The following is a 26,239-nucleotide window of genomic DNA, read 5'->3' on the forward strand; positions in this document are numbered from 1 at the left end:
TGCCCGCTCCACCGTCCGGGTTCGACCGTCGGCCGCGGGCCTGGCTCTCCCGCCCGCAGGCTCCCCCGCCGGGCGCGCCGTGGACTAGCCCTGCCAGATCGTCCGGACCGCCTTGGCGTGCGCCGCCGCCTGAGCGAGACCCGCCCGCGCCGAGGGAGCCCGGCGGGCCGGGTCCAGGACGTTGCGCCCGAAAGCCCTGCGTGCGCCGCGGTCGGGGGTGATCAGGACGACGTGCGCGCCCGATGCGGTGAGACGCGCGGCCAGCGTGCGGGCCGAGGCGACGGGACCGCCGCCGACGGCGATCGGGGCGACGACGACGACCGTGCCGTAGCCCAGTGCGAGGTCCGCGTTGGTGGAGGAGCGGACTCCGCCGTCGATGAAACGCCGCCCGTCGATGGTGACGGGCGGCCATACGCCGGGCACGGCGCAGCTTGCTCCGACCGCGTCGATCAGCTCCACTCCGCTGTCCCGGTCGAACGCCCTGAACTCGCCGGTCAGGGCGTCGACGGCGGTGATGACCAGTCGCCGTGCGCTCGGCCAGGAGTGAGTGAGGAGCCGCTCGGCGAAGACGGCCCGCCGAACCGCTTCCGGCTCGGTGCGGGTGGCGAGCGCCAGTCGGCCCATACGGGCGCCGTAGGCCTCGGTGTCGCGGGACCACAGGACGCCCCACAGATAGCGGGCGAGCACGGATGCGCCCATCCCGGCGGGCACCTCCCCGTCGGGATCGGCGAGCTGACGCTCGTACAACTGGGGCAGGGTGAGGAGCCCCGAGGCGAGCTGCGCGCCGACGACCGACCCCGCCGACGTGCCGACGATCAGGTCGGCGCCGGTCGGGTCGGCGCCTTCCTGGGCCAGACCGTGCAGGATGCCGATCTCCCAGCCGATACCGGCGAGCCCGCCACCGCCCAGCACGAGGGCCGTACGGTGCTTGTTCGCCGCGCTCCCGGCCGCGTCGTCCTTGTCCGCCATGGCAGCAGTGTGGCCTCTGGGCGACGGCTCCGCCCCCCGCATGGGCCGGGAGGCGGAACCTTCGATTCCAGGGTGCTGCTCAGAGCAGTCCGGTCACCGTGCCGGCACCGACCGTTCGGCCGCCCTCCCGGATCGCGAAGCCGAGGCCCGGCTCGAGCGGCATGTCACGGCCGAGCTCCACGGTCATGGCGACCGTGTCGCCGGGGCGCGCGACGGCCGTCGCGCCGAGGTCGACGTCCCCGACGACGTCCGCGGTCCGGATGTAGAACTGCGGCCGGTATCCGGTGCCGATCGGGGTCGTACGTCCGCCCTCACGGCCGGAGAGTACGTACACCTGTGCGGTGAAGCGGCGGCTCGGTGTGACGCTGCCCGGCGCTGCGACGACATGGCCGCGGCGTACGGCGTCACGTGGCACACCGCGGAGCAGGAGCGCCACGTTGTCACCGGCCTCGGCGGACTCCATGGGCTTGCCGAAGGTCTCCAGGCCGGTGACGACAGTGGTGACGTCCGCACCGAGCACCGCCACCTGGTCGCCGACGCGAACGGTGCCGCGCTCGACGGCGCCGGTGACGACGGTGCCGCGCCCGGTGATGGTGAGCACGTTCTCCACCGGCAGCAGGAACGGAGCGTCCGTGTAGCGGACGGGCATCGGCACATAGGTGTCGACCGCGTCGAGGAGGGCCTCGACGGCTGCCGTCCAGCGTGGGTCGCCCTCCAGGGCCTTCAGCCCGGAGACCCGCACCACGGGTACCGATTCCCCGCCGTATCCGTGTGCGGTGAGCAGTTCGCGGACCTCGAGCTCGACCAGGTCGGTGAGCTCGCAGTCCCCCGCGTCGGCCTTGTTCAGCGCGACGACGATGTGGTCGACGCCGACCTGACGGGCCAGCAGGACGTGCTCGGCGGTCTGAGGCATGATCCCGTCGAGCGCGGAGACGACGAGGATGGCCCCGTCGAGTTGCGCGGCGCCGGTGACCATGTTCTTGATGTAGTCGGCGTGCCCCGGCATGTCGACATGGGCGTAGTGCCGGGTGTCGGTCTCGTACTCGACGTGCGCGATGTTGATGGTGATCCCGCGGGCGGCCTCCTCCGGCGCACGGTCGATGCGGTCGAACGACACGTACTGGGTGCTGCCGCCGGCACCACGCTCGCTGAGGACCTTCGTGATGGCGGCGGTGAGGGTGGTCTTGCCGTGGTCGACATGGCCCATGGTGCCGATGTTGAGGTGCGGCTTGGTGCGCACGTATGCCGTCTTGGGCATGGCTGTTGCAGTTCCTTCCCGGAACGTGAAGCGTGAACTCCCTGCGGAGGGGGACCCCTGGGCCGGACCGACCCTCCCCCTGCGGGGTCCGCCGGACGTTCCGGGGAGGGTCAGCTTCGGGCGCCGTCGAAGGTCGCCGCGGCGGCTGCGGCAGCCAGGGCTGCGACAGCCGCGACGGCAGCTGCGGTCGCGGCCGCGTCGAGCACGGCGGCGGCGAGGAATTCGGCAGCCTTCGGCGCGTCCGCGACTGCGGACGGCGCTACGGGGAAGGCGTGCCGGAACATGCGTCGATGATCGCCCGTGCCCGCGGGCCACGTCGAATGGTTTTCAGGGAGCCGTGGCGTGAGGTGCGGGCCGGACGTCCCGCTGCCGTCAGACCCTCTCGTCCCTGACGAAGACGAAGCTCTCCGAGTTGTAGTAGTTGGGCAGTTGGGCGAGGTACGAGCCCTTCCTCGGCGGGTTCTCGTGCCACCAGTCCTCCGGTCCCAGCAGGTGCGAGGAGTAGTCGCTCGCGGGGACGGACGGGACGAAGTAGAGCCGGAAGGCGGCGGTGCCCGCCTCCGGGGCGATCGTCCACAGCTGTGCGGCGCGCAGGGCGGAGGTTCTGTCTCGGCAGTCGTTCTGGACGACCCGTACGACATTGCCGCCGTTGCCGGTGCCGTCGAGGCACTCGTGTGTACCGGTGTTGCGCAGCTGGTAGGTGCCCTGTCCGGCGTCGACGGTCTCCCAGCGCTGCCGTGGGGCCGCAGTGCAGTCCTCCAGACGCAGCATCGCCCCGTTGCCCTCGCCTTCGACCCCGACGCACAGCCCGGTGCTCCGGTTGACGAGCCGGAAGCCGACGGGTCGGGTGGGCGATGGCGCTTGGACCGCTGCTGCGGCGGCGGTGGCCGTCGGTCGGGCGGAGCGGGCCGGGGTGTGCGTGGGGCGCGCGGGCGGCGCGGGCGGCGCGGAGGTGGTGGCGGGCGTGGGCGTCGGCGCCGGGTCGGCCGGGAGCGCGAGTCTGGGGGGCGTGGCGGAGGTGCGGGACGGGAGTGTACGGCTGTCGTGGACCGGGTCGGTCGCGGTGACGACGAGGACGGTCGCCGCGAGCGCGGTGACCACCACCCCCGCAAGGGCCGCGGCACCGACCGGTGACGCCGCGACGACACCGCGGAGCCTGCGTTTCCGGGTCGGCAGGGAATGGGGGCCGGGCGACGTGCGGGCGGTCACGTCCGGTGGGGCCACGACGTGGCCGAAGCCGTCGCCCGTCGGCTCGCCGGTGGCCCCCGCAGTGCCGGGGAGCAGCAGCCCGGCGAGGGCCGCCGCCGTTCCGTTGTGGATGGCGGTGAGTTCGGCGCGGACCAGGGCGCAGCTGCGGCAGGCGCCGGTGTGCCGGTCGAGCTCGTCCGAGCGTTTGGAGAGGCCGCCTCGCACCGTGTCGTCCATGACGGCGGTGAGGTGGCGGCAGGCACGGCCGGGAGCTTCTGCGGCGTAGGCGCGCAGATACGCCTCGCCCAGCTGTCGGCGGGCGAGCACGAGGGACGTGCCCTCAGTGCCCGCCGGGGGATCGGCTCGGAATGCGGATGCGGGGGCGGCAGGTCCGCCCTCGTCCGCCGGCACGTCCGCGGTTCCCGGCATGTCCACGTATCCGGGCGCGCTGGTGTCCGCGGGCGCATCGGTGTCCGCGGGCTCGTCGGCCGGTTCGGGGCGCAGGGCCGCTTGCGAAGACGGATCCAGGGTCCGGAAGGCGCGCAGGATCAGCGGTTCGCCGTCGGCGGTCGGGGTCACGGTGGTGCTCCTCGTACATGTTGCTCAAGGGTTGTGCGTGTTCGGGAGCGGACGTCTCATGGCCCCGTGGGAACGGAATAGTGCTGGTGTGTGACCTGTGGAGTCAAGTGTTCCGGCACCTGGGTCAGTTGGACCGGCGAGAGGTCGTTCTCCCCTCTCCTGACCAGCGATTCAGTGGCCGGCCCGCGATGCCGTGCCCGTGCGGGGGCGGCGGCGGTCCGCACCTTCCTCAACTCCCCCGGTATCCCTGCGTCCTGGCCCCTCAGAGGTTCTTGAGCGCTTCCCGCACGGACAGCGGGGCGAGCCGGTCGCGCGCGCCGTCGACGAAGGCGCGTACCGCGTCGGGGTCGGTCTTGGCGTACTCGCGCAGGCTCCAGCCGATGGCCTTGCGGATGAAGAAGTCGGTGTGGCCCGACTGGCGCAGGCAGTAGCGGAAGAGCCGTTCGCCGTCGGTGGCGTTCTTGTACCGGAGTTGGTGCAGGAGGGCGGTGCGGGCGATCCAGAGGTTCTCGTCCTCGATCCACCCGTCCATGGCGGCGACCAGTTCCGGGTCGGCGGCGACGAGCGGGCCGACCACATGGGCGGCGAGGGTGTCCACCGTGTCCCACCAGGAGACCGTGGTGATCAGGTACCGGACCACGGGCAGGAGGCCGGAGGAGCAGCGTCCGGCGTGGCGGCGCAGATAGTCCGCGGCGAAGTAGTGGTACTCGCGCTCGGGCAGGTTCCAGCAACGCAGGGCGATGGCCGCGCAGTCCTCCTCCGCCGGGCGTGCGGTGCCTGCGAGGACGGTGCGGGACAGGGTGCGGCGCTCCGGTGTACGGATCCCGAGGAAGGGCGCCACGCCCTTCATGTACGCGGCGGCCTCCGCGGCCCGCACCGGGTCGGCGGCGGCGGGGTAGAGCACCGTGAGCCGCTCCATCACGGTGTCGGCGACGTCGCTGTGCGGCACGGCCGGAGGAGTCATGCGGCACAGATTACGGCGATCAGGTGGATTCGTCGGTTAGTCTCCCCGGATGCTCGACCCCGTCCCCGGGCCGCGCGACGGCCTCGCTCTCCGCTGTGGCCGGGCGATCCTGTCGCCCTGGTCCCGGCTGGCGCTGCTCCTGCTGCTGCTCGTGTGCGCCGCCTCCGCGGTGGTGTGGTACGAACCTCAGCGACTGCTGGCGTCTGGCTGGCCGCCGCAGGTCAGCGGTGGCGCCGCCGTGGTCCTCTTCGGCGTGGCGTACGGCCTGTGTACGGCGGCCTTCGTACCGCGGCCGCTGCTGAACCTGGCGGCGGGCGCGCTCTTCGGCTCCCAGGCAGGCCTGGCGGCAGCGATCGCCGGGACGGTTCTCGGTGCGGGGATCTCGTTCACCCTGGGCCGGGTGCTGGGCCAGGACGCGCTGCGCCCGCTGCTCCGCGGACGATGGCTGAAGGCCGCCGACGGCCAGCTCAGCCGCCATGGCTTCCGCTCGATGCTGGCCGTCCGGCTGTTCCCCGGCGTTCCGTTCGCCGCGGCCAACTACTGCGCCGCGGTCTCCCGTATGGGCTACGCCCCTTTTCTTCTGGCCACGGCCATCGGTTCGGTCCCCAACACGGCGGCGTACGTCATCGCGGGCAGCAGTGCCGCGTCGCCGACCTCGCCCGTGTTCCTGGCGGCGATGGGCTTCATCGTGCTGTCGGCCCTGGCTGCGGCCGTGGTGGCTTGGCGCAGGCGTCATCGACTGCCCGTCGCATGACCTGCGACGGCCGGGCCGCATGACGTGCTCGCCCGCGCGCGGCTCGACCGGGTGCGGCGCCATGGTGCAGGGACCGCGGCCGCAGATATCACGCAGCGTGCGTCGGGCCCGAGCACCGGTCAGCAGCCCGGGTGCCCGTCCGACCGCAGACCTCGTCGCACCCATGGGGTGAGAGGCTCACACCTGTCGTCGTTGTGCGTCCTGCGTGGTGAGGCGGCGCCCGGGACCCCGACCCCCACGTCCACGCGCCGGGCTGGACGGTCACCGGCCCGGCAGTGGTCTGCGCCCGCGAACGCCGCCCACCGGTGCGACGGTTGGCGCGGCGCCCTCCCGGACGGCCGCCCGACCCGTCCTCGGGCTGCCGGGAACCCGGACCCAAGGGCCGCCGGGGTACCGGGCAGGAGCCCGCCCGCAGGCCGGGAATCCGTTGACGCTACGCTGCCAGGCGAGGACGCATGATCGCGGCCGCACCGTACGTTCCGACCTGACCAGTACTTGGATGGCTTAGCTTTCATGTCGTGGTTCGAATCGTTCATCCTCGGACTCGTCCAGGGGCTGACGGAATTCCTGCCCATTTCGTCCAGCGCGCATCTGCGCCTCACGGCCGCGTTCGCCGGCTGGCACGACCCGGGCGCGGCCTTCACCGCGATCACCCAGATCGGCACGGAGACAGCCGTCCTGATCTATTTCCGCAAGGACATCGTCCGGATCGTCTCGGCGTGGTTCCGCTCGCTCACGGACAAGGCGATGCGCAGTGACCACGACGCCCAGATGGGCTGGCTCGTCATTGTCGGCTCGATCCCGATCGGCGTGCTCGGCATCACCCTCAAGGATCAGATCGAAGGACCCTTCCGGGATCTCCGGCTGATCGCCACCACCCTGATCGTGATGGGCATCGTGCTCGGTATCGCCGACCGCCTGGCGGCCCGCGACGAGGACGGCGGAAAGCACCGCGCCGTCAAGCACCGCAAGACGCTGCAGGAGCTGAGCGTCAAGGACGGCCTGATCTACGGCATCTGCCAGGCGATGGCCCTGGTCCCCGGCGTCTCCCGGTCGGGTGCGACCATCAGCGGTGGTCTGCTGATGGGCTACACCCGCGAGGCCGCGGCCCGCTATTCGTTCCTGCTCGCCATCCCGGCCGTGCTCGCCTCGGGCCTGTTCGAGCTGAAGGACGCGGGCGAGGGGCATGTGTCCTGGGGGCCGACGATCTTCGCGACGATCATCGCCTTCGGTGTCGGATACGCCGTCATCGCCTGGTTCATGAAGTTCATCACCACCAAGAGCTTCATGCCGTTCGTCGTCTACCGGATCATTCTCGGCATCGTCATCTTCATTCTCGTCGGCACGGACACGCTGAGCCCGCACGCGGGCGAGTCGGGCGGCTGACCCAGGCCCGACGCCGCGCCCCCTGCACAAGACCCCCAGGACGTCAGGAGCTGCCGCCCCGGGCCCCGCCGGTGACCGGAGGGGCCCCGGGCGGGTGCGGTGGGGCGCCTCCGCGCTCGTGCGTGTGCGGGCCGATCCGAGTGTGCGCCCGCCCGGCGCGGCGGGCCGCGGCCGCGCGGGGTGCGGCGCATACGCTCACGCCGTGTTCAACGTGACGGCGCTTCTGAAACGGCTGGTCATCGGGCGTGCGCTGCGCAGCGAGGAGCTGGGCGGGACGCTTCTGCCCAAGCGGCTGGCTCTTCCGATCTTCGCCTCTGACCCGCTCTCGTCGGTCGCGTACGCCACGCAGGAGATCCTGCTGGTCCTCACCCTCGGCGGGCTGGCCTATCTGCACTTCACACCCTGGATCGCGGCTGCGGTCGTGCTGCTGATGACGGTCGTGGTGCTCTCGTACCGCCAGGTGGTGCACGCGTATCCGACCGGTGGCGGCTCGTACGAGGTGGCCTCCACCAATCTGGGCGCGTCCGCGGGTCTGGTCGTCGCCGCCGCGCTGATGGTCGACTATGTGATGACCGTGGCGGTGTCGGTGGCCTCCGGCGTGGACAACATCATCTCGGCGATCCCGGAACTGGCCGAGTACCGGGTGCTGATGGCGCTCCTCTTCGTCGCCCTGCTCACCGCGATGAATCTGCGTGGAGTGCGCGAGTCGGGCCGGGCGTTCGCCGCGCCCACCTATCTGTTCATCGCAGGCGTACTGATCATGTGTGCCACGGGGCTGATCCGCTATCTGCTCGGCGACGCCCCCGTCGCCGAGACGGCCCGCTACGGCATCGCCGCGGTCCCCGCGGACGCCGGCCTCATGGGACTGGCGCTGGTCATGCTCGTCCTGCGCGCATTCTCCAGCGGCTGCACCGCGCTGACCGGGGTCGAGGCGATCTCCAACGGAGTGCCGGCCTTCCGCAGGCCGAAGGCGCGGAACGCCGCGACCACCATGGCCGCGATGGGCCTCATCGCCGTCACGATGTTCGTCGGGGTCACCACCCTCGCGATCGTTGCGAAGGTGCACATCGCCGCGGACGCCTGCAGTCTGACGGGGCTGGCGGACTGCGAGAACTACACCCAGCGCACCGTCATCGCGCAGCTGGCCGCGTCGGTGTTCGGCGGCGAGAACAGCATCGGCTTCTACTACGTCCAGGCCGCCACGGCGCTCGTACTGATCCTCGCCGCGAACACCGCGTTCAACGGCTTCCCCCTGCTGGCCTCGATCCTTGCCCAGCACCGCTATCTGCCGCGCCAGTTGCACAACCGTGGTGACCGGCTCGCCTTCTCCAACGGCATCCTGGCCCTCGCGGTCGTGGCGGGCCTCCTGCTGTGGGCGTACCGGGCGAATGTCACCAGCCTCATCCACCTCTACATCCTGGGCGTGTTCACCTCCTTCACCCTCTCCCAGACCGGCATGGTCCGTCACTGGAACCGGGAACTGCGCACGGCGAGGGACCCCGTCGTCCGTCGGCGCCACCACACGTCCCGGCTCATCAACGCGACAGGTGCGGTGGTCACCTGTCTGGTACTGGTCATCGTGCTGCTCACCAAGTTCACCCAGGGTGCCTGGCTGGCGGTGCTCGCCGCGCTGGTGCTGTGGGTGACGATGCGGGGTATCCGCCGCCACTACGACACCACGTCCGCCGAACTGGCCGTGACCGATCCGCGCAGCGAACTCGCCCCGCCTTCGAGGGTCTTCGCGATCGTGCTGGTCTCCACCGTGCACAAGCCCACGCTGCGGGCGCTGTCGTACGCCCGCGCGTTCCGGCCCGACCGGCTGGAGGCCCTGACCGTCGCAGTCGACCGGGAAGCAGCGGCGGAGCTGGAGCGGCAGTGGCAGCAGTTCGACATCGAAGTGCCGCTGAAGGTCCTGGACTCCCCGTACCGGGAGATCACCAGTTCCGTCCTGGGCTATGTGCGCTCCATCGTGCGCGAGAGTCCGCGGGACGTGATCGCGGTGTTCATTCCGGAGTACGTCGTCGGACACTGGTGGGAGAACGTGCTGCACAACCAGTCGGCGCTGTGGCTGAAGAGCCGGCTGCTGTTCACGCCGGGGGTGGTGGTGACCAGCGTGCCCTGGCAACTGAGCTCGTCCGCCCATGCCGACCACCCGGCTGCTCGCGCGCCCGGTGCGGTGCGGCGGGGCGAGCCGGCCCGCCGGTCGCGGCGCTGAACCCGCACGGGCTCTTGGCGGGGCGCTGTGGCTGACCGACACTTGGCCGATGACACAGCGCGTGGATCTCGCGACGGTGATGGACCGGCTTGCCATCGACGAACTGGTCACCGGTTACGCGGTGGCCGTGGACGACGCCGACTGGGCCGGCTACCGGTCCCTGTTCGCCCCGGGCGGCCGGGCCGACTACCGCGGCGCGGGCGGTATCGAAGGTCCTGCGGCGGAGGTCGCGGGCTGGCTGGCGGAAACGATGCGGCTGTTTCCCATGCGCCAGCACCTGATCGTCAACCGGCGGGTGCGCATCCAGGACCTCGGGGGCTATCCGGGCGACGGGGCCGAGGTGCTGGCCGACTACGTCAATCCGATGCGGCTGGAGTCGGGTGACGGCTTCGTCTCCGGCGGGCGTTATGCGTTCACGCTGGCGCGCACGGACGGTGGCTGGAGGCTGCGGACGGTGACCGTGGAGGAGAAGTGGCGGCATGCGCCGTTCCTCGCTCCGGCGGCTCCCGGCGGGAATCCGCCCGCCGAATGATCGTTTCGTGACCTGTCGGGGGCCGCACCGCTCCTTCACACTGGAGTCAGACACTGCTCTCGGGGAGGCTCGGCATGCAGATCCCGGTCGGCCGGCGGGAGCAGCTGACGAAGCTGTTGTCGTCGCCCTGGTGGCGTGGCGTGGCCGTGCTCGTGGCGGGTGCGCTGCCCGCGCTCGCCTTCCCTGCCCCGGGGCTGTGGTGGTTCGCCTGCCTCGCCCTCGTCCCCTGGCTGCTGCTGATCCGTTCGGCCCGGACGGCCCGTCGTGCGGCATTTGACGGCTGGATCGGGGGCACCGGATTCGTGCTGGCCGTGCATCACTGGCTGCTGCCGAATCTGCATGTGTTCATCCTGCTGCTCGCGGCGCTGCTCGCGCTGCTGTGGGCACCCTGGGGATGGCTGGTCCGGCTGATGCTGGGCGGAAGCCCGTCGGCCGCCCGGGCCGCCGCGGCGGTCGTGGTGGTTCCCTCGGGCTGGCTGATGGTGGAACTGGTCAGGTCCTGGGAGGGGTTGGGCGGCCCATGGGGGCTGCTGGGGGCGAGCCAGTGGGAGGTCGCCCCCGCACTGCGGCTCGCGTCGGTGGGCGGGGTGTGGCTGGTGAGCCTGCTGCTGGTCGCGGTGAACACCGCCGTGACGGTGCTGCTGTCCGTCCCCGAGGCACGTGTTGTCGCGGTGGCGGGTCTCTGCGCCTGTGCGGTGGCCGTGGGTGCGGTGTGGGTGTGGTCGCCGCAGCCGGTGCGGGACGGCGACACTGTCCGCGTCGCGGTCGTCCAGCCGGGGGTCATCAACGGGGTCGGCGGCGCCGAGCGGCGGTTCGCCCGCAGCGAGGAGCTGACCCGGCAGCTGGCCGGCCGGGACGTGGATCTCGTGGTGTGGGGTGAGAGCAGCGTCGGTCTGGATCTGGACGCACGACCCGGCCTCACGGCACGGATCGCTGCACTGTCGCGTGCGGTGGGGGCCGATGTTCTGGTCAATGTCGACGCCCGTCGCCCGGAGCTGTCCACGAGCTCCTCCGGCGGTGCGAACGGCAGGATCTTCAAGAGCAGTGTGCTGGTGGGACCCGAAGGTCTCACCGGGGAACGCTACGACAAGATGCGTCTGGTGCCCTTCGGCGAGTACGTTCCGGCCCGGGCGCTGCTGGGATGGGCCACGTCGGTGGGCAGGGCCGCGGGGGAGGACCGGATGCGGGGCAGCCGTCAGGTGGTGATGACGGTGCCGCGTGAGGGGCCCGGCTCCGCGCTGCGGGTGGGGCCCGTGGTCTGCTTCGAGTCGGCGTTCCCCGACATGAGCCGCCGGCTCGCCAGGAGCGGCGCCCAGCTGCTGATCGCACAGTCCGCCACCTCGACGTTCCAGGACAGCTGGGCACCCGCCCAACACGCGTCGTTGGCGGCGCTGCGGGCGGCGGAGACGGGCCGCCCGATGGTGCATGCCACGCTCACGGGTGTGAGTGCGGTCCACGGTCCGGACGGCGAGCGCATCGGCGGCCGGCTGGGGACCGGTACCAGCGCCGCGGCCGTCTACGAGATCCCGCTCGCCCGCGGCACCACCCCGTATGTGCGGCTCGGCGACTGGCCGGTGTACGGAGCTCTCGCGGTGCTCGCGGCGCTCTGCGCGGTCGAGGGGTTCCGGGCGCTCAGGAGGCCTGCTCCAGAGCCTCCCGAACCACCCTCTCGCACAGCTCATGGGTCAGCAGTGCGTCCTGGGCGCTGAGGAACTTCCCCGCGCGTACGGCGTCGAGGAAGGCGTGGACGGTCTGCTCGATACCGCGCTGTCGCGCCACGGGGACCCAGTCGCCGCGCCGGCGCACGGTGGGCTGGCCCTTGTGGTCGATGACCTCCGCGAGGTTGACGACTTCCCGCTTGGTGTCCTGTCCCGCGACTTCGAGGATCTCCTCGGTGGAGCCGTTGAGCCGGTTCATCATCCCGATCGCGGTGAACCCGTCACCGGAGAGCTGCAGGACGACGTGATGCATGAGGCCGTCACGGATCCTGGCCCGTACGGCGGTGTACTGGACCGGGCCGGGGAGAAGGAAGCGGAGGGTGTCGACGACATGGATGAAGTCGTCGAGAACGAGGGTGCGCGGGTCCTCGGGAAGTCCGACGCGGTTCTTGCGCATCAGGATGAGCTCGCGCGGGTGCTCGATGCACTGGGCATAGCCGGGGGCGAAGCGGCGGTTGAAGCCGACGGCGAGGCTGGTCCCGGTCCGCTCGGACAGCTCCACCAACCGGACCGAGTCGGCCAGTTCGTAGGCGAGCGGTTTGTCGACGTACGTCGGCACACCGGCCTCGAGAAGCCGCCCCACGATCTCGGGGTGGGCGGGCGTCGACGCATGGACGAAGGCGGCGTCGGGGCCTTGCGCGAGGAGGGAGTCCAGAGAAGTGTGGCAGTGGGCCCCGGGGATGTGGTGCGCCGCGGCGACCCGGTCGAGGGTCGCCGGGGTCCTGGTGTGCAGATGCAGTTCGACATCCGGCCGGGTGGTGAGCACCGGCAAATACGCCTTCTGCGCGATGTCCCCGAGACCGATGCAGCCGACCTTCACCCTGGCCTCCCTCTCGCGTCATCGCGTCACCGGCGCATCTTCGCCGTTCCGGCAGCATACGTGTGCTGGGGCGGGCGCCAGTCCGCGATGCCGTCGAAGCTGCGCAGGACGAGGCCCGGGCCGAGGCGGGAGACCGCCGCGACGAGTGCGTCGCGTACGGCGACGGCCGCGGCGCCGTGTGCCATCGCCATCCGGGCCGTCCGGGTGGCCTGTCGCACGATCGCCATGGTGCGCGGCAGCCTCTCGCTCGTGTACGCGGCGAGGCCCGGTCCAACGTCCGCTCCCCGGCCCACGTGGTGGGCGAGCACGATCGCGTCCTCGATGGCCTGGTTGCCGCCCTGGCCGAGGGTGGGCGGCATGGCATGGGCCGCATCGCCCACGAGGGCCACACGCCCCTGGTGGTAGGCGGGCAGGGGCTCGGCCATGTGGTGCACGTCGTGGCGCAGCACGGTACCGGGCACGGCAGCCGCGATGATCCCGGGGATCGGGTCGTGCCAGTCGCCGAAGCGGCGAAGGAGCTCGGCCTGCTCGGAGTCCGGGGCCTGCTCCCCCGCGGGTGCCAGGGCGGCGGCGTAGGCGTAGATGCGACCGTCCTTCAGCGGCTGGGTGCCCCAGATGCGGCCGCGGCCCCAGGTCTCGTGCGGTGCGAAGGACCGGCCGGATGCGGGAACGACGACCCGCCAGGTGGTGAACCCGGAGTAGCGGGGCCCCGGGTGGCTGGGCATCAGCGCCCTGCGCGTCGTGGAGTTGATGCCGTCCGCCGCGACGACCAGATCGGCTTCGAGGTCCCCACCGGGGGTGGTGACCACGGCGGGGCGCAGGTCGTCACCCGGGTCGGCGACGGCGCCGGCGACAGCGGTGCGTACGGCACCTTCGGGCAGCGCGGCGACCAGGATGTCGACGAGGGTCGCGCGGTGCAACAGGACGAGGGGGCCGCCGAAGCGCTCGGCGGCGGCCACGCTGTCGGTGCGGTTCAGCCAGCGGCCCCTGGGGGTGCACAGCCCGCCGTCCCCCTGCCAGGCGGCGAGCGACCTGACCCGCTCACCGAGGCCGATGACGTCGAGGGCGCGCTGGGAGTTGGGCGCGAGCCCGATACCGGCACCGACGGGGGTGAGGGCGCAGGCGCGTTCGAGAACGGTGGTGTCCCAGCCTTGCTGATGCAGGGCGACGGCGGCAGTGAGCCCCCCTATGCCGGCCCCGACGACAACGGCTCGCGGTGTCCTGTGGTGCCTCATGACCCCTCCTGAACTACAACCGTAGTGAGATGCTCACCGTACTACATCCGTAGTGGCGACGGTAGGTTGTCCCCATGACTGCACGCACCACCGGTTCCGCAGCCCGCTCCGAGCTGATCGCAGACACCGCCCTGACCCTGCTCGCGGAACGCGGGATGCGCGGACTCACCCACCGGGCGGTCGACGAGCTGGCCGGACTCCCCCAGGGCTCGACGTCCAATCACGCCCGCACCCGGCAGGCGCTGCTCGAGGCCGCCGTACGCCGCCTCGCCGAGCGCGAGGCACAGGTGCTCGCACCGCAGGAGATGCCGGCGCCGCACGGAGGCGTGGACGAACTGCTGGACGCCTTGACGTCGGCCCTGCACCGCTATCTCACCGGCTACCGGACCCTGCTGGTCTGCCGTTACGAACTGGCCCTGGAGGCCACCCGGCGGCCGGAGCTGAGGGAGTACTACGACCGGACGGGCGCGGCCTTCCGCGACCCTCTGGTCGCACTGATGCGGGGCGCCGGGTCGGCAGAGCCGGAGCGGCATGCCCTCTCGCTGGTGGCCTGGTGCGAAGGGCTGATGTTCTCCTGCGCGGTCGGCTCGTACCACTCCCGCGTACCGACCGCGGACGAGCTGCGGAAGGGCTTCGGCGAGCTGCTCGGCGGCATGCTCGGTCCGTGAACTCCCCGTTCTGCACGCGGCGCGCCGCCGAGGACGGGGATCATGGCCCACTGGGCCCCTGCGGCACCTGGCCGGCGCCGTACGGCACTGTCCTCCGCCGTGTCCGCGCCCCGGAGGAGGCAACTCCGCTCTCCTGGGACACGGTGGATCCGGACGGCGAGTCCCGTCTCACCGACGCGGACCTGTGAGGCGTCGCACGACCTGGAGGGCCGAGATCGCACGCGCCCGCGCGCATCGGCACGGTCCCCCGCCGGTCGGGCCGACGGTACTGACAGTCGACAGCCGGCGAAGGGTTCAATCTGCACCGGATCCAGGTCCGGATGATCAAGGAGTGCGCCCGACAAGCGAGGAGTACGCCCGCCGCAGTGGCCACGCCGGTCCGCTCCGTGAGCGGAGCGACGGCACGACCGGTGCACGACCCCGCCGTGTCAGTAGCCCGACAACTTCCGGTCGAGCCGCGCGATCGCCGCCCTCACTCCGTGCCCGTACCCGTCGTCGCCCAGGGCGTCCGACGCCGCACGCGCACGGTCGAGATGGGCGCGCGCGGCTTCCGGCCGGTGGAGCTTCACATAGTCGGCGGCGAGGTTGAGATGGAGCGAGGGGTACATCCCGCGCACCGCGACCGCCGAGCGGGGCCCGGCCGGGCATTCGCCGGAGACGCCCTCCGCCGCCGACAGCGCACGCAGGTCCCAGGCCAGCTCGTCGCCGGGGTCGTCCTGGGTGTCGGCCATGTAGTGCGCGAGGGTGCATCGGTGCAGCGGGTCGCCGTACTCCCCGATCTGCGCCCACAACTCCCCGAAGCGGTTGCGCGCCTCTTCACGGTCCCCTGCGTGAAGCAGCATGGCCGCCTGCCCGATCCTGGTCATGACGGCGTCCTCGGACGTCTCCTGCTGCTCCATACCTGGCCTCCAGCGCCTTGACGGGATGATCCCGACGCTAAAGGCTGTCCCGTAATCTCTGGTGGATCAGCGCGCGGCGTCAGATGCATGGGGTCTCCCCTGGCCCGCCAGGGTCGAGGGGAAGCATCGTAAGGCGGAGGGGTGTCCTCATACTGGGCGTATTCGGGCACTCCGACAACGCAGCGTGGGGGTGGCTCCCAGCGGCAGCTGGGGGAGTGCCGTAGCTGTCGTCGTGCGCCCGCCGGGGATTACGGGACAGCCCTTAGCCGCCACCGGTGATGATCCGGCACAGGCTCGGAACGGGGCCCGAGCCTGTCAGCCAGGTGCGGGAACCGTCAGCCGAGGTCGGCGATGCGCCAGTCGATCGCCTCGTGGCCCTGGGCCGCCACGGCCGCATCGATCTGCGTGAACGGACGCGACCCGAAGAATTTCTTCGCGGAGAGCGGCGAGGGATGGGCGCCCTTCACCACCACATGACGGCTCTCGTCGATCAGCGGCAGCTTCTTCTGGGCGTAATTGCCCCACAGGACGAAGACCGCGGGGTCGGGCCGCGAGGCCACGGCGGTGATCACCGCGTCCGTGAACTTCTCCCAGCCCCTCCCCTTGTGGGAGTTGGCCTCGCCCGCCCGGACCGTCAGCACCGCGTTGAGCAGGAGGACGCCCTGCTCGGCCCAGGGCATCAGATAGCCGTTGTCCGGCACCGGGTGCCCCAGCTCCGCCTGCATCTCCTTGTAGATGTTCCGGAGGGAGGGCGGGGTCTTGACGCCCGGGCGCACCGAGAAGCACAGACCGTGCCCCTGGCCCTCGCCGTGATACGGGTCCTGGCCGAGGACCAGCACCTTGACCCGGTCGAAGGGCGTGGCGTCCAGCGCCGCGAAGACCTCGTCGCGCGGCGGGTACACCGGCCCCTTGGCCCGCTCGTCCTCGACGAAGTCGACGAGCTCCTTGAAGTAGGGCTTCTGGAGCTCCTCGCCGAGGACGCCGCGCCAGGACTCGGGCAGCATGTCGGTGTCGGTCACGTCAACAACCTCCGGTGTGCGATCAGTTCTCGGTCCAGAACCTACCGGTGGCCACTGACAGTCGCGGCTGCCGGCCGGGCGCGGGGCCCGGCCGGGGCCGTCTACCAGCTGGTCTTCCGCTCGAGCACCCACACCTGCATGATCGTCTGCGGGTCGAGTGCACGTTCGCAGCCGGCGATCTCCTCGCTGGCCGCGATGTGCAGCTTGCCCTGCCACAGCGGCAGCAGCCTGACGTCCTGCACGAGGACCTCCTGGGCCACCTCGAACTGCCCGGACACGGCTCCGCGGTCGCTCTCCTTGCGGGACAGCGTGAGCTGCTCGGCGATCTCCTTGCTGTCGTACGGGGTGCCGAGCGCGTTCTCCTTGCCGACGAACGGCGCGACGAAGTTGTCCGGGTCCGGGAAGTCGGGGAACCAGCCTCGGCCGAAGACCGGGTACTTCCCTTCCTTGTAGCCCTCCTGGAACTCCTTCCAGGGCTTGCTCTGCAACGAGATCTTGAACAGGCCGGAGGCATCCAGCTGGCGCTTCAGCTCGGCGAACTCGGGTGCCGTGGAGGAGCCGTAGCGGTCCGTGGTGAACCAGAAGGTCAGATCGACAGGGGTGCTGATCCCTGCTTCCTCGAGGATCTCGCGGGCCTTGTTCACATCCGGCTCACCGAACGTGTCGAAGAAGCTGGTGGTGTGCCCGGCGATGCCCTTCGGGATCATCGAGTAGAGCGGTTCGGCGGTGCCCTGGTAGACCTTCCCGACGAGAGCCTCACGGTCGACGACCTGGGCGATCGCCCGGCGTACCGGAAGCTTGGCCACGGCCTTGTCCTTGGGGTTGAAGACCAGGTAGCGGATGTCGGCACCCACGGTGTCGACGACCTGGATCCCCTCGTTCTCCGGCTTCTTCTGCTGCAGCGCGACGACCTCCTCCGCGGTGAGGCCGCGGTTGGTGACGTCGATCTCCTTGTTCTTGAGGGCACTCACCATCGCTTCGGAGTCCTTGAAGTAGCGAATGGTGACCGCTTCGTTCTTGCGGTCGGCGAAGCCGACGTAGCTGGCGTTCTTCTTCAGCTCGGCCTTGCCCCCCTCGGAGTACGACTCCAGGGTGTACGGGCCCGACCCCGTGAGCTTGCCGTCCTTGCGCAGCTTGTCCGCCGCGTACTCGGCTGGGTCGACGAGGGACATCGCGGGTGTCGCGAGGATGAACGGGAAGGTGGCATCCGCCTTGGTGAGCCGGAACGTGATGGTCCGGTCACCTTCCGTCTCGACCGAGCTGAGCGAACCGAGCAGTCCGTTGGGACCGCCCTTCGCATTGATCTTCTTGATCCGGTCGATCGAGTGCTTGACCGCAGCGGCGTCCAGCTTGTGCCCGTTGGAGAATTTGAGGTTTTCCCGGAGAGTGCACTGGAACGCCGTATTGGTCGGATCAGTGAATTTGCAGTCCTCGGCAGCGTCGGGCTGCGGACTCGTGCTCCCGGTCGGGAAACTCAGGAGCGTCTGGAACACATTCCGGTACAGCTCCCAGGAGCCGTCCCACGCCTCGGCAGGATCGAGCGTGCTGGGCTCACTCGTCGTGCCGACAACCACCGGCTTGGCCGCATCGGCGTCATCGTCCGAAAACAGACCGCATCCCGCCACCAGGGATATGGACGCAAGGGCTGCAGCCGCCCGCAGCATCGTCCGGTTGAACACGTGCACACGCTCCTCGTTCAGCCATGGGTCGGCGAACCATACCGCAGTGCCCCACCGGATCAATGGGTGGTCCGGCGGGGCACTTCAGGCTGTCCCTGGCCATTCAGGCACAAAACGACTCAGTGGACTCCGGCATTGAGGAAAATACCGCCATCGACCACGAGTGTCTGCCCCGTGATCCAGTCCGACTGGTCGGAAGTGAGAAATGCGGCGGCTCCTCCGATGTCCCGGGGAGCACCCAGCCGGCCCATCGGATAGGCCGCGGCCGCCTCCGCCTCCCGGCCCTCGTAGAGCGCTTCCGCGAACTTTGTCTTGATCACGGCGGGAGCGATCGCATTGACCCGGACCACCGGAGCGAATTCATGCGCCAGCTGCAGGGTCAGATTGATCATCGCTGCTTTGCTCATGCCGTACGCCCCGACGAACGGGGAGGCGGACATCCCGGCGATCGACGCGATGTTCACGATCGCACCGCCGTTGTCCTTCTGCCATGCCTTCCAGGTCTGCTGGGCGAAACCGAGCGCGGAGATCACGTTCGTCTCGAAGACCTTGCGCGCCACGGCGAGGTCGACGTCGGCGATCGGACCGAACACGGGGTTCGTGCCGGCGTTGTTGACGAGGAAGTCGACACGGCCGAAGGCGTCCATCACGTGCTCGACGGCAGCCGCCTGGTGCGCCTCGTCGTGGGCCTTGCCGGCCACGGCGATCGCCCGGTCGGCGCCGAGGCGCTCGACGGCCTCCTTGAGCGCGTCCTCACCCCGGCCCGTGATGCAGACGCGGTCACCGCGGGCGACCAGCGCCTCGGCGACGCCGTAGCCGATGCCACGGCTGCCACCGGTGACGAGGGCGACCTTGCCGGACAGGGGAGGAAGTTCCTGAGCAGTCATCTCTGTCTTCTCCGGTTCAGTTGAGCGGGCCGCCGGCCACGTACATGACCTGGCCGGAGATGAATCCGGCGTCGTCACCCGTGAAGAAGGCGATTGCATTGGCGACGTCCTCGGGCCTGCCGACACGCTGCACCGGGATCTGGGTGGCGGCAGCGGCCTGGAACTCCTCGAAGCCCATGCCGACGCGGGCGGCGGTCTGCGCGGTCATCTCGGTGACGATGAAACCGGGGGCGACGGCGTTGGCGGTGATGCCGAACTTGCCCAGTTCCTTGGCGAGCGTCTTGGTGAAGCCCTGGAGACCGGCCTTGACGGCGGAGTAGTTCGCCTGGCCGCGGTTGCCCAGCGCGGAGCTGGAGGACAGGGAGACGATCCTGCCGAAGCCCGCGTCCACCATGTGCTTCTGGCATGCCTTCGCCATCAGGAACGCGCCCTTGAGGTGCACGTTGACGACGGTGTCCCAGTCGGACTCGCTCATTTTGAAGAGCAGGTTGTCCCTGAGCACGCCGGCGTTGTTGACGAGAACCGTCGGCGCGCCGAGCTCCGCGGCGACACGCGCGACTGCGGCCTCCACCTGGGCGGAGTCCGAGACGTCGCAGCCGACGGCGAGGGCCTTGCCGCCCGCCGCCGTGATCTTCTCGACGGTGTCCTTGCAGGCCGCCTCGTCGAGGTCGAGTACGGCGACGGCACGGCCCTCGGCCGCCAGACGTACGGCGGTGGCAGCGCCAATGCCTCGCGCCGCCCCGGTCACGATCGCGACGCGCTGCTCGGTGGTGGACATGGTTGGTTCTCCTCGCCCTTGGATTCCCGTGGCATGCGGCCGCCCGGACACGACCCAAAAAGATGAGCGACCGCTTAGTACCTTCAGTGACGAGACGCTAGAAGGCCTGGCACCCGGTGTCAACGGCCCACCGGGTGCCCGGGGTCACTCGTCCCTCTTGTGGGCCCGGTTCAGCGCACCAGCACATCGAGGAGCCGCTCGACCTCGGCCTCCGGATCGGCGGTCAGGCCGGTATGCACGGGCCCCGGCTGGACGACCGTCGAGCGCGGCGCGATCAGCCAGCGGAACCGCCGCCCCGCGTCGTCGCCCGCCGCCTGCCCCGCGCCCTCCCCGCCTTTGCAGATGCCCTCGACGGCATGCAGCGCGGCCTTGACTCCCGTGACATCGGCCCCCGGGTCCAGGGCCCTCAGCTTGGCCTCGTCCAGATGTGTACGGGCGGCCACATAGGACTTGGCCCGGCAGTACACCACCACGCCCGCGTTGAAGCACTCGCCGCGCTCGACGCGCGGCACCACACGCAGCAGCGCGTACTCGAAGACATCCCGTTCGACGCCGCGATCGCTCACTGCCCCTCACCCTTCGTGCCGCCGTTGCTCTTCTTCGTCGGGTGGGGCCAGGGCGTGAGGTGCTCGGTCAGCCAGCCGGGCGCCTGTGAAGGACGGGGCCTCGAGGGGGCGGTCAGCGTGATCCGCTCATGGATGGTCCCGGCCCGCGACAGCAGGGTCTCGACATAGGCACGGCGCAGCGCGTCCGTGGAGTCGAACCCGGGCTCGTCCACCAGCCACTCGTCCGGGACGTCCGCGGCCACCTCAGTCAGCAACTCCTCGGTGACCAGGGGCGCCAGTTCGGCGGCGGCGGCCTCGATGTCCGGCCGGAAGGGAGCGAGGGCGTGGTCGGAAGCGTCGTAGGGCTTGGCGGCGGAGGCCACCGCGCCCGGCCAGTTGTGATGCCAGATCATGGTGGCACCGTGGTCGATCAGCCACAGATCACCGTGCCAGACGAGCATGTTGGGGTTGCGCCAGGAACGGTCGACGTTGTTGATCAGCGCGTCGAACCAGACGACCCGGCCCGCCTCCAGGGGGTCCACCTCGTACGCGAGCGGATCGAAGCCGATCGATCCGGGCAGAAAGTCCATCCCGAGATTGAGGCCGCCGCTCGCCTTCAGCAGCTCCTGCACCTCCTGGTCGGGTTCCGAAAGGCCGATGACCGGATCGAGCTGGATCTGCACGAGATCCGGGACGCGCAGTCCGAGCCGGCGGCCGAGCTGACCGCAGACGACCTCGGCGACCAGGGTCTTGCGGCCCTGCCCGGCACCGGTGAACTTCATGACGTACGTACCGAGATCGTCGGCCTCGACGATGCCGGGGAGCGAGCCGCCCTCACGCAGGGGCGTGACATAGCGGGTCGCGATCACTTCGGAGAGCATTGAGCAAGATTACTGTGCGCTTTCCGGCGTGGTCGTTGAACGAGGCGCGCTCCGGTCCCGTACAACATCACGAGCGGCCCCGGGGCGGGGCCGGATCGCGGTCCGGAAAGGGAGGCGGCATGACCCGAACCCAGGGAACGGCCCGCACGGTGACACGGCGCACCGTGGTGGCGGCAGCGGGCGGAGCGGGACTCACCGCGGCCCTCACGGCGTGCGGTGGCGAATCGGAGAGCGCGGGCAGTGCGGGCGAGCAGCCCGCCGGTACCGGTGGCACGACGGGCGGCACCGGTGGCACGACGGGCGGCGGTGGCGGAAAGGTCCTGGCCAAGACCGCGGACATCCCGCAGGGCGGTGGCAAGGTCATCGGCGATGTCGTGGTGACGCAGCCGACAGCGGGCGAGTTCAAGGCCTTCTCGTCCAAGTGCACCCATCAGGGCTGCGCCGTGAAGCAGGTCTCCAACGGCATGATCAACTGCCCTTGCCACAACAGCATGTTCGACGCGACGGACGGCAGCGTGAAGGCCGGCCCGGCCACGTCCGCGCTGCCGGCCGCGTCGATCGTCGTCGACGGCGACTCGATCAGGCTCGCGTGACCCTGCGCGGGCGCTTCCAGCACGCGAGCACCTCGTCGGTCGTGGTGACAGTGGCGACGAGGGCAAGCGTGTTCCTGACCATCGCGGGGGTGTACTCGGGGGGCACCCCCGCGATGGCGTCCGCGGGGACGACCGCCGTGTAGCCGAGGTTGACGGCGTCGAAGACGGCGTTCGGGATCGCCACATTGGCGGAGACGCCGACGACGACGAGGGTGCGGCAGCCCAGATTACGCAGCAGGGCGTCGACGCCGGTGCCGGCGACGGGGGACAGCCCGTGCAGTCTGCGTACGACGACGTCCTCGTCCGCGACCTCGATCGGCGGGGCGACACGGACCGCGCTGCTGCCGGAGTGCTGCTGGACCGGCAGCCGCTCGGCGGCCCGGAACAGACGGGCGTTGCGGTTGGAACCGCGCCCGTCGGGCCGCCGTTCCGCGACCGCGTGCAGCACCTGGACCCCGGCTTCGTGCGCGGCGGCGACGAGCCGGGCGACCCGCGTCAGGGCCCCGGAGGAGCGGGCCTGCGCCGCGAGCTCCGGGAGGGCACTGTCCGTCCCGACGACGCCGTTCTGGCACTCGACGGTGAGCAGCACCGTGCCGGCCGGATCGAGCTGCTCCAGTAGCTGTTCGAACGACGGCATTTCCCCACTTCCCCCTCTTCCGCTCCACGTCTTCCCGCGAGGCTCTCGCGCTGCGCGGTCCCGGCTCTCCGGATCGGGTCCTCGGTCCCGGTTCTCCGACCGGCCCCGGTGCCGGGAGTCCGGCTCGCCGCAGGGGCGCACCACGGGTGTCCGGCCGCGTGACGGTAACGGGCATTGCGCGGGGAGGGAAGAGCCCCGATTATTTCTGACACCTCGTCAGCCACTGGGAGGGTCCTCGTATGGCCGTCACGCAGCGCCACGGTCGCCGGATCATGATGACGCCGGCCGAACTCGACGCGTTCCTCGCCGAACAGCGCACCTGCCGGGTCGCGACCGTGTCGGCCGATGGGCGCCCGCACGTCAGCGCCCTCTGGTTCGCCTGGGACGGCACGTCCCTGTGGCTGTACTCGATCACCCGCAGCCGCCGCTGGTCGGAGCTGTGCCGCGATCCGCGGATCGCCGTGGTGGTGGACGCGGGCGAGGACTACGGGGATCTCCGCGGCGTGGAGCTCTCGGGCACGGCCGAGTTCGTCGGCGAGTCCCCGAGGACCGGCGTGCCCTGCCCTGCGCTCGATGCCCCCGAACTGCTCTTCGCCCGGAAGAATTTCGGCCTGGACACGATGCCCCACGACGGCCGCCACGCCTGGGTCCGGCTCACGCCGGACGCGGTCGCCTCATGGGACTTCCGTAAGCTCGCGGCGCTCTGACCCGGCGCGCCGGTTCCGGCCCCCGCGTCGCGCGTCAGGCCGTCGTCACCGCCGCCGCGGCCCCCTGAAGTGCCTCCAGGGCCGCACGGATCGACGGGCGGCGGTCCGCGTCCGCACGCCAGATCGCATAGATGTGCCGGTGCATCCTCTGGCGGACCGGAACGAGCCTGACGCCCTCCGGCACCGGACCGCGTCCGAGTCGGGGTGTGACACACACGCCGAGGCCCGCCGCAATCAGCGCCAACTGGGTGTGGTGCTCCCCGGCCATGTGCGCGATCCGGGGCTCGACGCCCTTGGAGCGGAGGGTGAAGACGAGCCACTCGTAGCAGAACTCGCCCTCGGGCCAGGACACCCACTCGTCATGCGCGAAGTCCTCGAGGTCCACCTCGGCGCTCGCGGCGAGCGGGTGGTCCACCGGCATGGCGACATCCGCCGCGTCGTCCATCAGTTGTGCGCGGGCGAGGCCGGCGGGTACCGGCAGTCGCTTGTTGCTCCAGTCCAGCACGACCGCCAGATCGAGGTCACCCCTGACCACCCGGCGCACTCCGTCCTCCGGCTCCAGCTCGCTGGAGCGTACGCGCAGCTCGGGGTGGTCGCCGTGCAGAGCCGCGAGGGCCGCGGGGAAGAGGCCTCGCGCGGCCGTCGGAAAGGCTCCGATGCGCACCTCACCGACCGCCTGGCCGCGCTGCGCCTCGATATCGGCCTGGGCGAGCTCGACCTGGGAGAGGATGCGCGCGGCATGATCGGCGAGCAGCCGCCCGGCGTCGGTCAGGCGCACCCCGCGCCCGTACTTGGCGAGCAGCTGCTGTCCCACCTCCCGCTCCAGCTTGGCCATCTGCTGGGACACGGCCGAGGTCGTCACGTGAAGTCCGTCGGCCGCCCCGCTCACCGAGCCATGCCGGGCCAGCGCATCCAGGGTTCGCAGGCGCTCCAGATTCAACATGTAAGCAATGCTAAGCCAAGCAGTGAATGAAGTCTCGCTTGTCCTACGAGATCAGGCCCTCCAGAGTAGGTGCCATGAGCGCCGCTACGCCGACTTCGCATGATCGCACCCCACTCGTCCCGCCGCCCGTCACCACGAGGCGCCGCCGCACCCTCGACTGGCGCATCAGGTTCGCGGTGCTCGCCCTGATCTGGGGATTCAGCTTTCTGCTGATCAAAGTCGGGACCCATGGATACGCGCCGTTCCAGGTCACGTTCGGCCGGCTGCTCTTCGGCACCGCCGTACTGGCGACGGCGATGATGTGGAAGCGCGAACGCCTGCCACGCGATCTCCGCACCTGGGCCCATCTCGCCGTCGCCGCGTTCCTGCTCAACGCTCTGCCGTTCTCGCTCTTCGCCTATTCCGAGCTGACGATCCCCTCCAGCCTGGCGGGCATCTGCAACGCCACCTCCCCGCTCTGGGGCATGGTGCTCTCCCTGGTGGCGCTCTCCGAGGACCGGCCGACCCGCCGTCGCGTCGCCGGGCTGGGTGTCGGCTTCCTGGGCGTGCTCACCGTGCTGGGCGCGTGGAAGGGCTTCGCAGGACTGGATGCGGGCGGCACCGCGATGGCACTCCTCGCCTCGCTCTGCTACCCGGTGGGCTGGATCTACGTCCGCCGCACCCTCGCCGGTTCCACCCACTCGGCCCTCTCGCTCACCGGCGCGCAGCTGCTGCTCGCCACGATCCAACTGGCGCTGGTGACACCGCTGTTCACCACCCTCCCGGATTCCTTCCCCGTGGTTCCGCTGCTCGCGGTGATCGCCCTGGGCGCCCTGGGGACGGGCTTCGCGATGCTGTTGCAGTACGGTCTCGTCGCCGAGGTCGGCCCCACGACCGCGACGATGGTCACGTATTTCATCCCGGTCATCGCCACGATCGCCGGAGTGACACTGCTCGACGAGAAGTTCGGCTGGAACACACCGGTCGGCGCCCTCGTCGTGCTGGCGGGTGCCGCGCTCACCCAGAGCAGGCCGAAGCCCCGTCAGCCGTAGGCACGGGCGGGCATCGGGCGGGCTGCCGCCGCCACCGCGTCGGCAAGCCGTCCGATGTCGTCCCCCGTCAGACCGGACACCGTGATCCGCACTCCGGGCGGCGAGGAGATCCGGAAACGCGCCCCCGGCGCGACCGCCCACCCCGCATGGAGCAGTCGCGCCACCGTCCCCGTCTCGTCGGACACGGGCACCCAGACGTTCATGCCGCTGCGACCGTGCGCCTCGACGCCGCGTTCGGCCAGGGCCCTCAGCAGTGCGTCACGCCGCTCCCCGTAGGCACGCGCCACCGCCGCCGGATCGACGGCTCCGGAGGCCCACAGCTCCGCGACCGCCCGCTGGGTCAGCCGGCTGACCCAGCCGGGGCCGAGCTGCTGCCGCCCCTGCACCCGGTCCACGGTGACCGCGTCCCCGGTCAGCACGGCGAGCCGCAGATCCGGCCCGTAGGCCTTGGCGGTGGAACGGACGACCACCCAGTGCTCCGTCACCCCCGCGAGCGGATGGAGCGGCTGGTCGACGATGGCGCAGCCGTGGTCGTCCTCGATGGTCAGCACCTGGGGATGCGCGGCCAGCACGTCCCGCAGTTCGCGCGCCCGCACACGGGTGACCACGGCCCCCGTGGGGTTCTGGGCCCGGTCGGTGACGACGAGGGCCCGGGCTCCGCCTTCAAGGGCGCGCCGCACCTCCACGGTGAGCGGTCCGTCCTCGTCGAGGGCGACCGGCACCGGCCGCAGTCCGAGCGCTGCGACCAGGTCCAGCAGCCGGCCCCAGCACGGGTCCTCGACGGCGACGGTGTCCCCGGGTCTGAGGTGGGCGTTCAGCACACGCTCAATGGCGTCGAGCGAGCCGGAGGTGACGGCGAGGGGACCGTCCGGCACCCCGTCGGCGTCCAGCCCGGCCCGGGCGAGCCGCGCCAGCTCGGGGTCCACCGGCGCTTCCCCGTAGAGGACCGGCCGCTCGGCCTGGTGGCGGGCGGCGGCCTCGAACGCGTCCCGCAGCGGCGGGAGCAGAGCGAGGTCGGGGTTGCCGTCGGAGACCTGCCGTACGCCGGGTGGTGCGTCCACCCTGAGTGACCCGCGTGCCGTGCTCGCGGGACGCGGTCGCACGCGGGTTCCGCGACGCCCTGCCGTCTCGATCACTCCGCGGTCGCGCAGCGTCCGGTAGGCGGCCGCGACGGTGTTCGGGTTGACGCCCAGCGTGGTCGCCAACTCGCGCATGGGCGGCAGTAGTTGACCAGGCGCGAGCGCTCCAGTGCCCACCCCGCGTTCGACGCTCACGGCGATCTCCGATGCACGACGGCCCGCAATCCGATACTCTCCTAGCACAAAAGACATTATGCACTAGTGCAATGGAGATG

Annotated in this window: 27 protein-coding genes; 10 read left to right on the forward strand and 17 right to left on the reverse strand. The window is 70.8% G+C overall.

The features are described from left to right. Positions 1 to 84 precede the first annotated feature (84 nt). The 5 genes from AC068D_RS30185 to AC068D_RS30205 form a co-directional block, all read right to left on the reverse strand. Positions 85 to 969, reverse strand: a complete 885-nt coding sequence (locus tag AC068D_RS30185) for a patatin-like phospholipase family protein (protein WP_478826265.1) — start codon at positions 967 to 969, stop codon at positions 85 to 87. Between the two features lie 79 nt (positions 970 to 1,048). Beyond that, positions 1,049 to 2,227 carry an elongation factor Tu gene (gene tuf, locus AC068D_RS30190; protein WP_478826266.1) on the reverse strand — a complete coding sequence of 393 codons (1,179 nt, stop codon included), beginning with the start codon at positions 2,225 to 2,227 and terminating at the stop codon, positions 1,049 to 1,051. 110 nt (positions 2,228 to 2,337) lie between these two features. Beyond that, positions 2,338 to 2,511, reverse strand: coding sequence for a hypothetical protein (locus tag AC068D_RS30195; protein ID WP_478826267.1), 174 nt, complete (start codon positions 2,509 to 2,511; stop codon positions 2,338 to 2,340). An 88-nt stretch (positions 2,512 to 2,599) separates the two neighbouring features. Further along, positions 2,600 to 3,994, reverse strand: coding sequence for an RICIN domain-containing protein (locus tag AC068D_RS30200; RefSeq protein ID WP_478826268.1), 1,395 nt, complete (start codon positions 3,992 to 3,994; stop codon positions 2,600 to 2,602). A gap of 262 nt (positions 3,995 to 4,256) precedes the next feature. Continuing rightward, on the reverse strand, positions 4,257 to 4,958 hold the full coding sequence (locus AC068D_RS30205; protein ID WP_478826269.1) for a DNA alkylation repair protein: 702 nt from the start codon (positions 4,956 to 4,958) through the stop codon (positions 4,257 to 4,259). A gap of 49 nt (positions 4,959 to 5,007) precedes the next feature. Between AC068D_RS30205 and AC068D_RS30210 the strand changes: the two genes are divergently transcribed. The 5 genes from AC068D_RS30210 (at position 5,008) to lnt (ending at position 11,554) form a co-directional block, all read left to right on the forward strand. Then, the gene (locus AC068D_RS30210; protein WP_478826270.1) at positions 5,008 to 5,712 is read left to right on the forward strand and encodes a TVP38/TMEM64 family protein; all 705 of its coding nucleotides are present in this window, start codon (positions 5,008 to 5,010) and stop codon (positions 5,710 to 5,712) included. Between the two features lie 513 nt (positions 5,713 to 6,225). Beyond that, positions 6,226 to 7,098 carry an undecaprenyl-diphosphate phosphatase gene (locus tag AC068D_RS30215; protein ID WP_478826271.1) on the forward strand — a complete coding sequence of 291 codons (873 nt, stop codon included), beginning with the start codon at positions 6,226 to 6,228 and terminating at the stop codon, positions 7,096 to 7,098. Between the two features lie 202 nt (positions 7,099 to 7,300). Continuing rightward, positions 7,301 to 9,313, forward strand: a complete 2,013-nt coding sequence (locus AC068D_RS30220; RefSeq protein WP_478826272.1) for an APC family permease — start codon at positions 7,301 to 7,303, stop codon at positions 9,311 to 9,313. A gap of 49 nt (positions 9,314 to 9,362) precedes the next feature. Beyond that, positions 9,363 to 9,845: a nuclear transport factor 2 family protein gene (locus AC068D_RS30225; protein ID WP_478826273.1), complete on the forward strand. Its 483-nt coding sequence runs from the start codon at positions 9,363 to 9,365 to the stop codon at positions 9,843 to 9,845. Positions 9,846 to 9,919: 74 nt separating this feature from the next. Further along, positions 9,920 to 11,554, forward strand: coding sequence for an apolipoprotein N-acyltransferase (gene lnt / locus AC068D_RS30230; protein WP_478826274.1), 1,635 nt, complete (start codon positions 9,920 to 9,922; stop codon positions 11,552 to 11,554). On the opposite strand, the gene AC068D_RS30235 is transcribed toward lnt, so the two are convergent. Continuing rightward, a complete protein-coding gene (locus AC068D_RS30235) occupies positions 11,478 to 12,383 on the reverse strand; it encodes a Gfo/Idh/MocA family protein (protein ID WP_478826275.1) in 906 nt (301 codons plus the stop codon). The two genes, lnt and AC068D_RS30235, sit on opposite strands and share 77 nt — an antisense overlap. 26 nt (positions 12,384 to 12,409) lie before the next feature. Beyond that, on the reverse strand, positions 12,410 to 13,618 hold the full coding sequence (locus tag AC068D_RS30240; RefSeq protein ID WP_478826276.1) for an FAD-dependent monooxygenase: 1,209 nt from the start codon (positions 13,616 to 13,618) through the stop codon (positions 12,410 to 12,412). Positions 13,619 to 13,692: 74 nt separating this feature from the next. Between AC068D_RS30240 and AC068D_RS30245 the strand changes: the two genes are divergently transcribed. Then, positions 13,693 to 14,286, forward strand: coding sequence for a TetR/AcrR family transcriptional regulator (locus AC068D_RS30245; RefSeq protein ID WP_478826277.1), 594 nt, complete (start codon positions 13,693 to 13,695; stop codon positions 14,284 to 14,286). Next, the gene (locus tag AC068D_RS30250; RefSeq protein ID WP_478826278.1) at positions 14,283 to 14,474 is read left to right on the forward strand and encodes a hypothetical protein; all 192 of its coding nucleotides are present in this window, start codon (positions 14,283 to 14,285) and stop codon (positions 14,472 to 14,474) included. The genes AC068D_RS30245 and AC068D_RS30250 overlap by 4 nt, the downstream gene beginning before the upstream one ends. A gap of 240 nt (positions 14,475 to 14,714) precedes the next feature. On the opposite strand, the gene AC068D_RS30255 is transcribed toward AC068D_RS30250, so the two are convergent. The 7 genes from AC068D_RS30255 to AC068D_RS30285 all read right to left on the reverse strand — a co-directional run bounded on the left by AC068D_RS30255 (position 14,715) and on the right by AC068D_RS30285 (position 20,974). Next, positions 14,715 to 15,185 carry a hypothetical protein gene (locus tag AC068D_RS30255; RefSeq protein WP_478826279.1) on the reverse strand — a complete coding sequence of 157 codons (471 nt, stop codon included), beginning with the start codon at positions 15,183 to 15,185 and terminating at the stop codon, positions 14,715 to 14,717. A gap of 335 nt (positions 15,186 to 15,520) precedes the next feature. After that, the gene (ung, locus tag AC068D_RS30260; protein WP_478826280.1) at positions 15,521 to 16,204 is read right to left on the reverse strand and encodes a uracil-DNA glycosylase; all 684 of its coding nucleotides are present in this window, start codon (positions 16,202 to 16,204) and stop codon (positions 15,521 to 15,523) included. A gap of 101 nt (positions 16,205 to 16,305) precedes the next feature. After that, positions 16,306 to 17,883, reverse strand: coding sequence for an ABC transporter substrate-binding protein (locus AC068D_RS30265; RefSeq protein ID WP_478826281.1), 1,578 nt, complete (start codon positions 17,881 to 17,883; stop codon positions 16,306 to 16,308). Between the two features lie 119 nt (positions 17,884 to 18,002). Then, positions 18,003 to 18,770 carry an SDR family oxidoreductase gene (locus AC068D_RS30270; RefSeq protein WP_478826282.1) on the reverse strand — a complete coding sequence of 256 codons (768 nt, stop codon included), beginning with the start codon at positions 18,768 to 18,770 and terminating at the stop codon, positions 18,003 to 18,005. 16 nt (positions 18,771 to 18,786) lie between these two features. Continuing rightward, positions 18,787 to 19,548 carry a 3-oxoacyl-ACP reductase FabG gene (gene fabG / locus AC068D_RS30275; RefSeq protein ID WP_478826283.1) on the reverse strand — a complete coding sequence of 254 codons (762 nt, stop codon included), beginning with the start codon at positions 19,546 to 19,548 and terminating at the stop codon, positions 18,787 to 18,789. A gap of 170 nt (positions 19,549 to 19,718) precedes the next feature. After that, the gene (locus tag AC068D_RS30280) at positions 19,719 to 20,114 is read right to left on the reverse strand and encodes a DUF3037 domain-containing protein (RefSeq protein ID WP_478826284.1); all 396 of its coding nucleotides are present in this window, start codon (positions 20,112 to 20,114) and stop codon (positions 19,719 to 19,721) included. After that, positions 20,111 to 20,974, reverse strand: coding sequence for a HipA family kinase (locus AC068D_RS30285; protein ID WP_478826285.1), 864 nt, complete (start codon positions 20,972 to 20,974; stop codon positions 20,111 to 20,113). The genes AC068D_RS30280 and AC068D_RS30285 overlap by 4 nt, the downstream gene beginning before the upstream one ends. A 119-nt stretch (positions 20,975 to 21,093) precedes the next feature. Between AC068D_RS30285 and AC068D_RS30290 the strand changes: the two genes are divergently transcribed. After that, complete coding sequence (locus AC068D_RS30290; RefSeq protein WP_478826286.1) at positions 21,094 to 21,567, forward strand: Rieske (2Fe-2S) protein; 474 nt, start codon at positions 21,094 to 21,096, stop codon at positions 21,565 to 21,567. Here the strand turns inward: AC068D_RS30290 and AC068D_RS30295 are convergent. Then, a complete protein-coding gene (locus AC068D_RS30295; RefSeq protein ID WP_478826287.1) occupies positions 21,554 to 22,204 on the reverse strand; it encodes a cysteine hydrolase family protein in 651 nt (216 codons plus the stop codon). The two genes, AC068D_RS30290 and AC068D_RS30295, sit on opposite strands and share 14 nt — an antisense overlap. Before the next feature lie 239 nt (positions 22,205 to 22,443). Between AC068D_RS30295 and AC068D_RS30300 the strand changes: the two genes are divergently transcribed. Continuing rightward, positions 22,444 to 22,911, forward strand: coding sequence for a pyridoxamine 5'-phosphate oxidase family protein (locus tag AC068D_RS30300; RefSeq protein ID WP_478826288.1), 468 nt, complete (start codon positions 22,444 to 22,446; stop codon positions 22,909 to 22,911). Between the two features lie 34 nt (positions 22,912 to 22,945). On the opposite strand, the gene AC068D_RS30305 is transcribed toward AC068D_RS30300, so the two are convergent. Then, positions 22,946 to 23,854 (reverse strand): LysR family transcriptional regulator, encoded by a 909-nt coding sequence (locus AC068D_RS30305; protein WP_478826289.1) that lies wholly within the window; start codon positions 23,852 to 23,854, stop codon positions 22,946 to 22,948. A 74-nt stretch (positions 23,855 to 23,928) separates the two neighbouring features. Here AC068D_RS30305 and AC068D_RS30310 point away from each other — a divergent pair, with 74 nt between their 5' ends. After that, positions 23,929 to 24,885, forward strand: a complete 957-nt coding sequence (locus tag AC068D_RS30310) for a DMT family transporter (RefSeq protein WP_478826290.1) — start codon at positions 23,929 to 23,931, stop codon at positions 24,883 to 24,885. Here the strand turns inward: AC068D_RS30310 and AC068D_RS30315 are convergent. Beyond that, on the reverse strand, positions 24,876 to 26,207 hold the full coding sequence (locus tag AC068D_RS30315; RefSeq protein WP_478826291.1) for an aminotransferase class I/II-fold pyridoxal phosphate-dependent enzyme: 1,332 nt from the start codon (positions 26,205 to 26,207) through the stop codon (positions 24,876 to 24,878). The genes AC068D_RS30310 and AC068D_RS30315 overlap by 10 nt on opposite strands. Between the last annotated feature and the right edge of the window lie 32 nt (positions 26,208 to 26,239).

Source organism: Streptomyces sp. NPDC043861 (assembly GCF_056435905.1).

Coding starts and splice junctions, on each gene's coding strand:
- AC068D_RS30185 (WP_478826265.1), bottom strand. CDS start 969: ATGGCGGACAAGGACGACGCGGCCGGGAGCGCGGCGAACAAGCACCGT.
- tuf (WP_478826266.1), bottom strand. CDS start 2,227: ATGCCCAAGACGGCATACGTGCGCACCAAGCCGCACCTCAACATCGGC.
- AC068D_RS30195 (WP_478826267.1), bottom strand. CDS start 2,511: ATGTTCCGGCACGCCTTCCCCGTAGCGCCGTCCGCAGTCGCGGACGCG.
- AC068D_RS30205 (WP_478826269.1), bottom strand. CDS start 4,958: ATGACTCCTCCGGCCGTGCCGCACAGCGACGTCGCCGACACCGTGATG.
- AC068D_RS30210 (WP_478826270.1), top strand. CDS start 5,008: ATGCTCGACCCCGTCCCCGGGCCGCGCGACGGCCTCGCTCTCCGCTGT.
- AC068D_RS30215 (WP_478826271.1), top strand. CDS start 6,226: ATGTCGTGGTTCGAATCGTTCATCCTCGGACTCGTCCAGGGGCTGACG.
- AC068D_RS30225 (WP_478826273.1), top strand. CDS start 9,363: ATGACACAGCGCGTGGATCTCGCGACGGTGATGGACCGGCTTGCCATC.
- lnt (WP_478826274.1), top strand. CDS start 9,920: ATGCAGATCCCGGTCGGCCGGCGGGAGCAGCTGACGAAGCTGTTGTCG.
- AC068D_RS30240 (WP_478826276.1), bottom strand. CDS start 13,618: ATGAGGCACCACAGGACACCGCGAGCCGTTGTCGTCGGGGCCGGCATA.
- AC068D_RS30245 (WP_478826277.1), top strand. CDS start 13,693: ATGACTGCACGCACCACCGGTTCCGCAGCCCGCTCCGAGCTGATCGCA.
- AC068D_RS30255 (WP_478826279.1), bottom strand. CDS start 15,185: ATGGAGCAGCAGGAGACGTCCGAGGACGCCGTCATGACCAGGATCGGG.
- AC068D_RS30270 (WP_478826282.1), bottom strand. CDS start 18,770: ATGACTGCTCAGGAACTTCCTCCCCTGTCCGGCAAGGTCGCCCTCGTC.
- fabG (WP_478826283.1), bottom strand. CDS start 19,548: ATGTCCACCACCGAGCAGCGCGTCGCGATCGTGACCGGGGCGGCGCGA.
- AC068D_RS30285 (WP_478826285.1), bottom strand. CDS start 20,974: ATGCTCTCCGAAGTGATCGCGACCCGCTATGTCACGCCCCTGCGTGAG.
- AC068D_RS30290 (WP_478826286.1), top strand. CDS start 21,094: ATGACCCGAACCCAGGGAACGGCCCGCACGGTGACACGGCGCACCGTG.
- AC068D_RS30295 (WP_478826287.1), bottom strand. CDS start 22,204: ATGCCGTCGTTCGAACAGCTACTGGAGCAGCTCGATCCGGCCGGCACG.
- AC068D_RS30300 (WP_478826288.1), top strand. CDS start 22,444: ATGGCCGTCACGCAGCGCCACGGTCGCCGGATCATGATGACGCCGGCC.
- AC068D_RS30305 (WP_478826289.1), bottom strand. CDS start 23,854: ATGTTGAATCTGGAGCGCCTGCGAACCCTGGATGCGCTGGCCCGGCAT.
- AC068D_RS30310 (WP_478826290.1), top strand. CDS start 23,929: ATGAGCGCCGCTACGCCGACTTCGCATGATCGCACCCCACTCGTCCCG.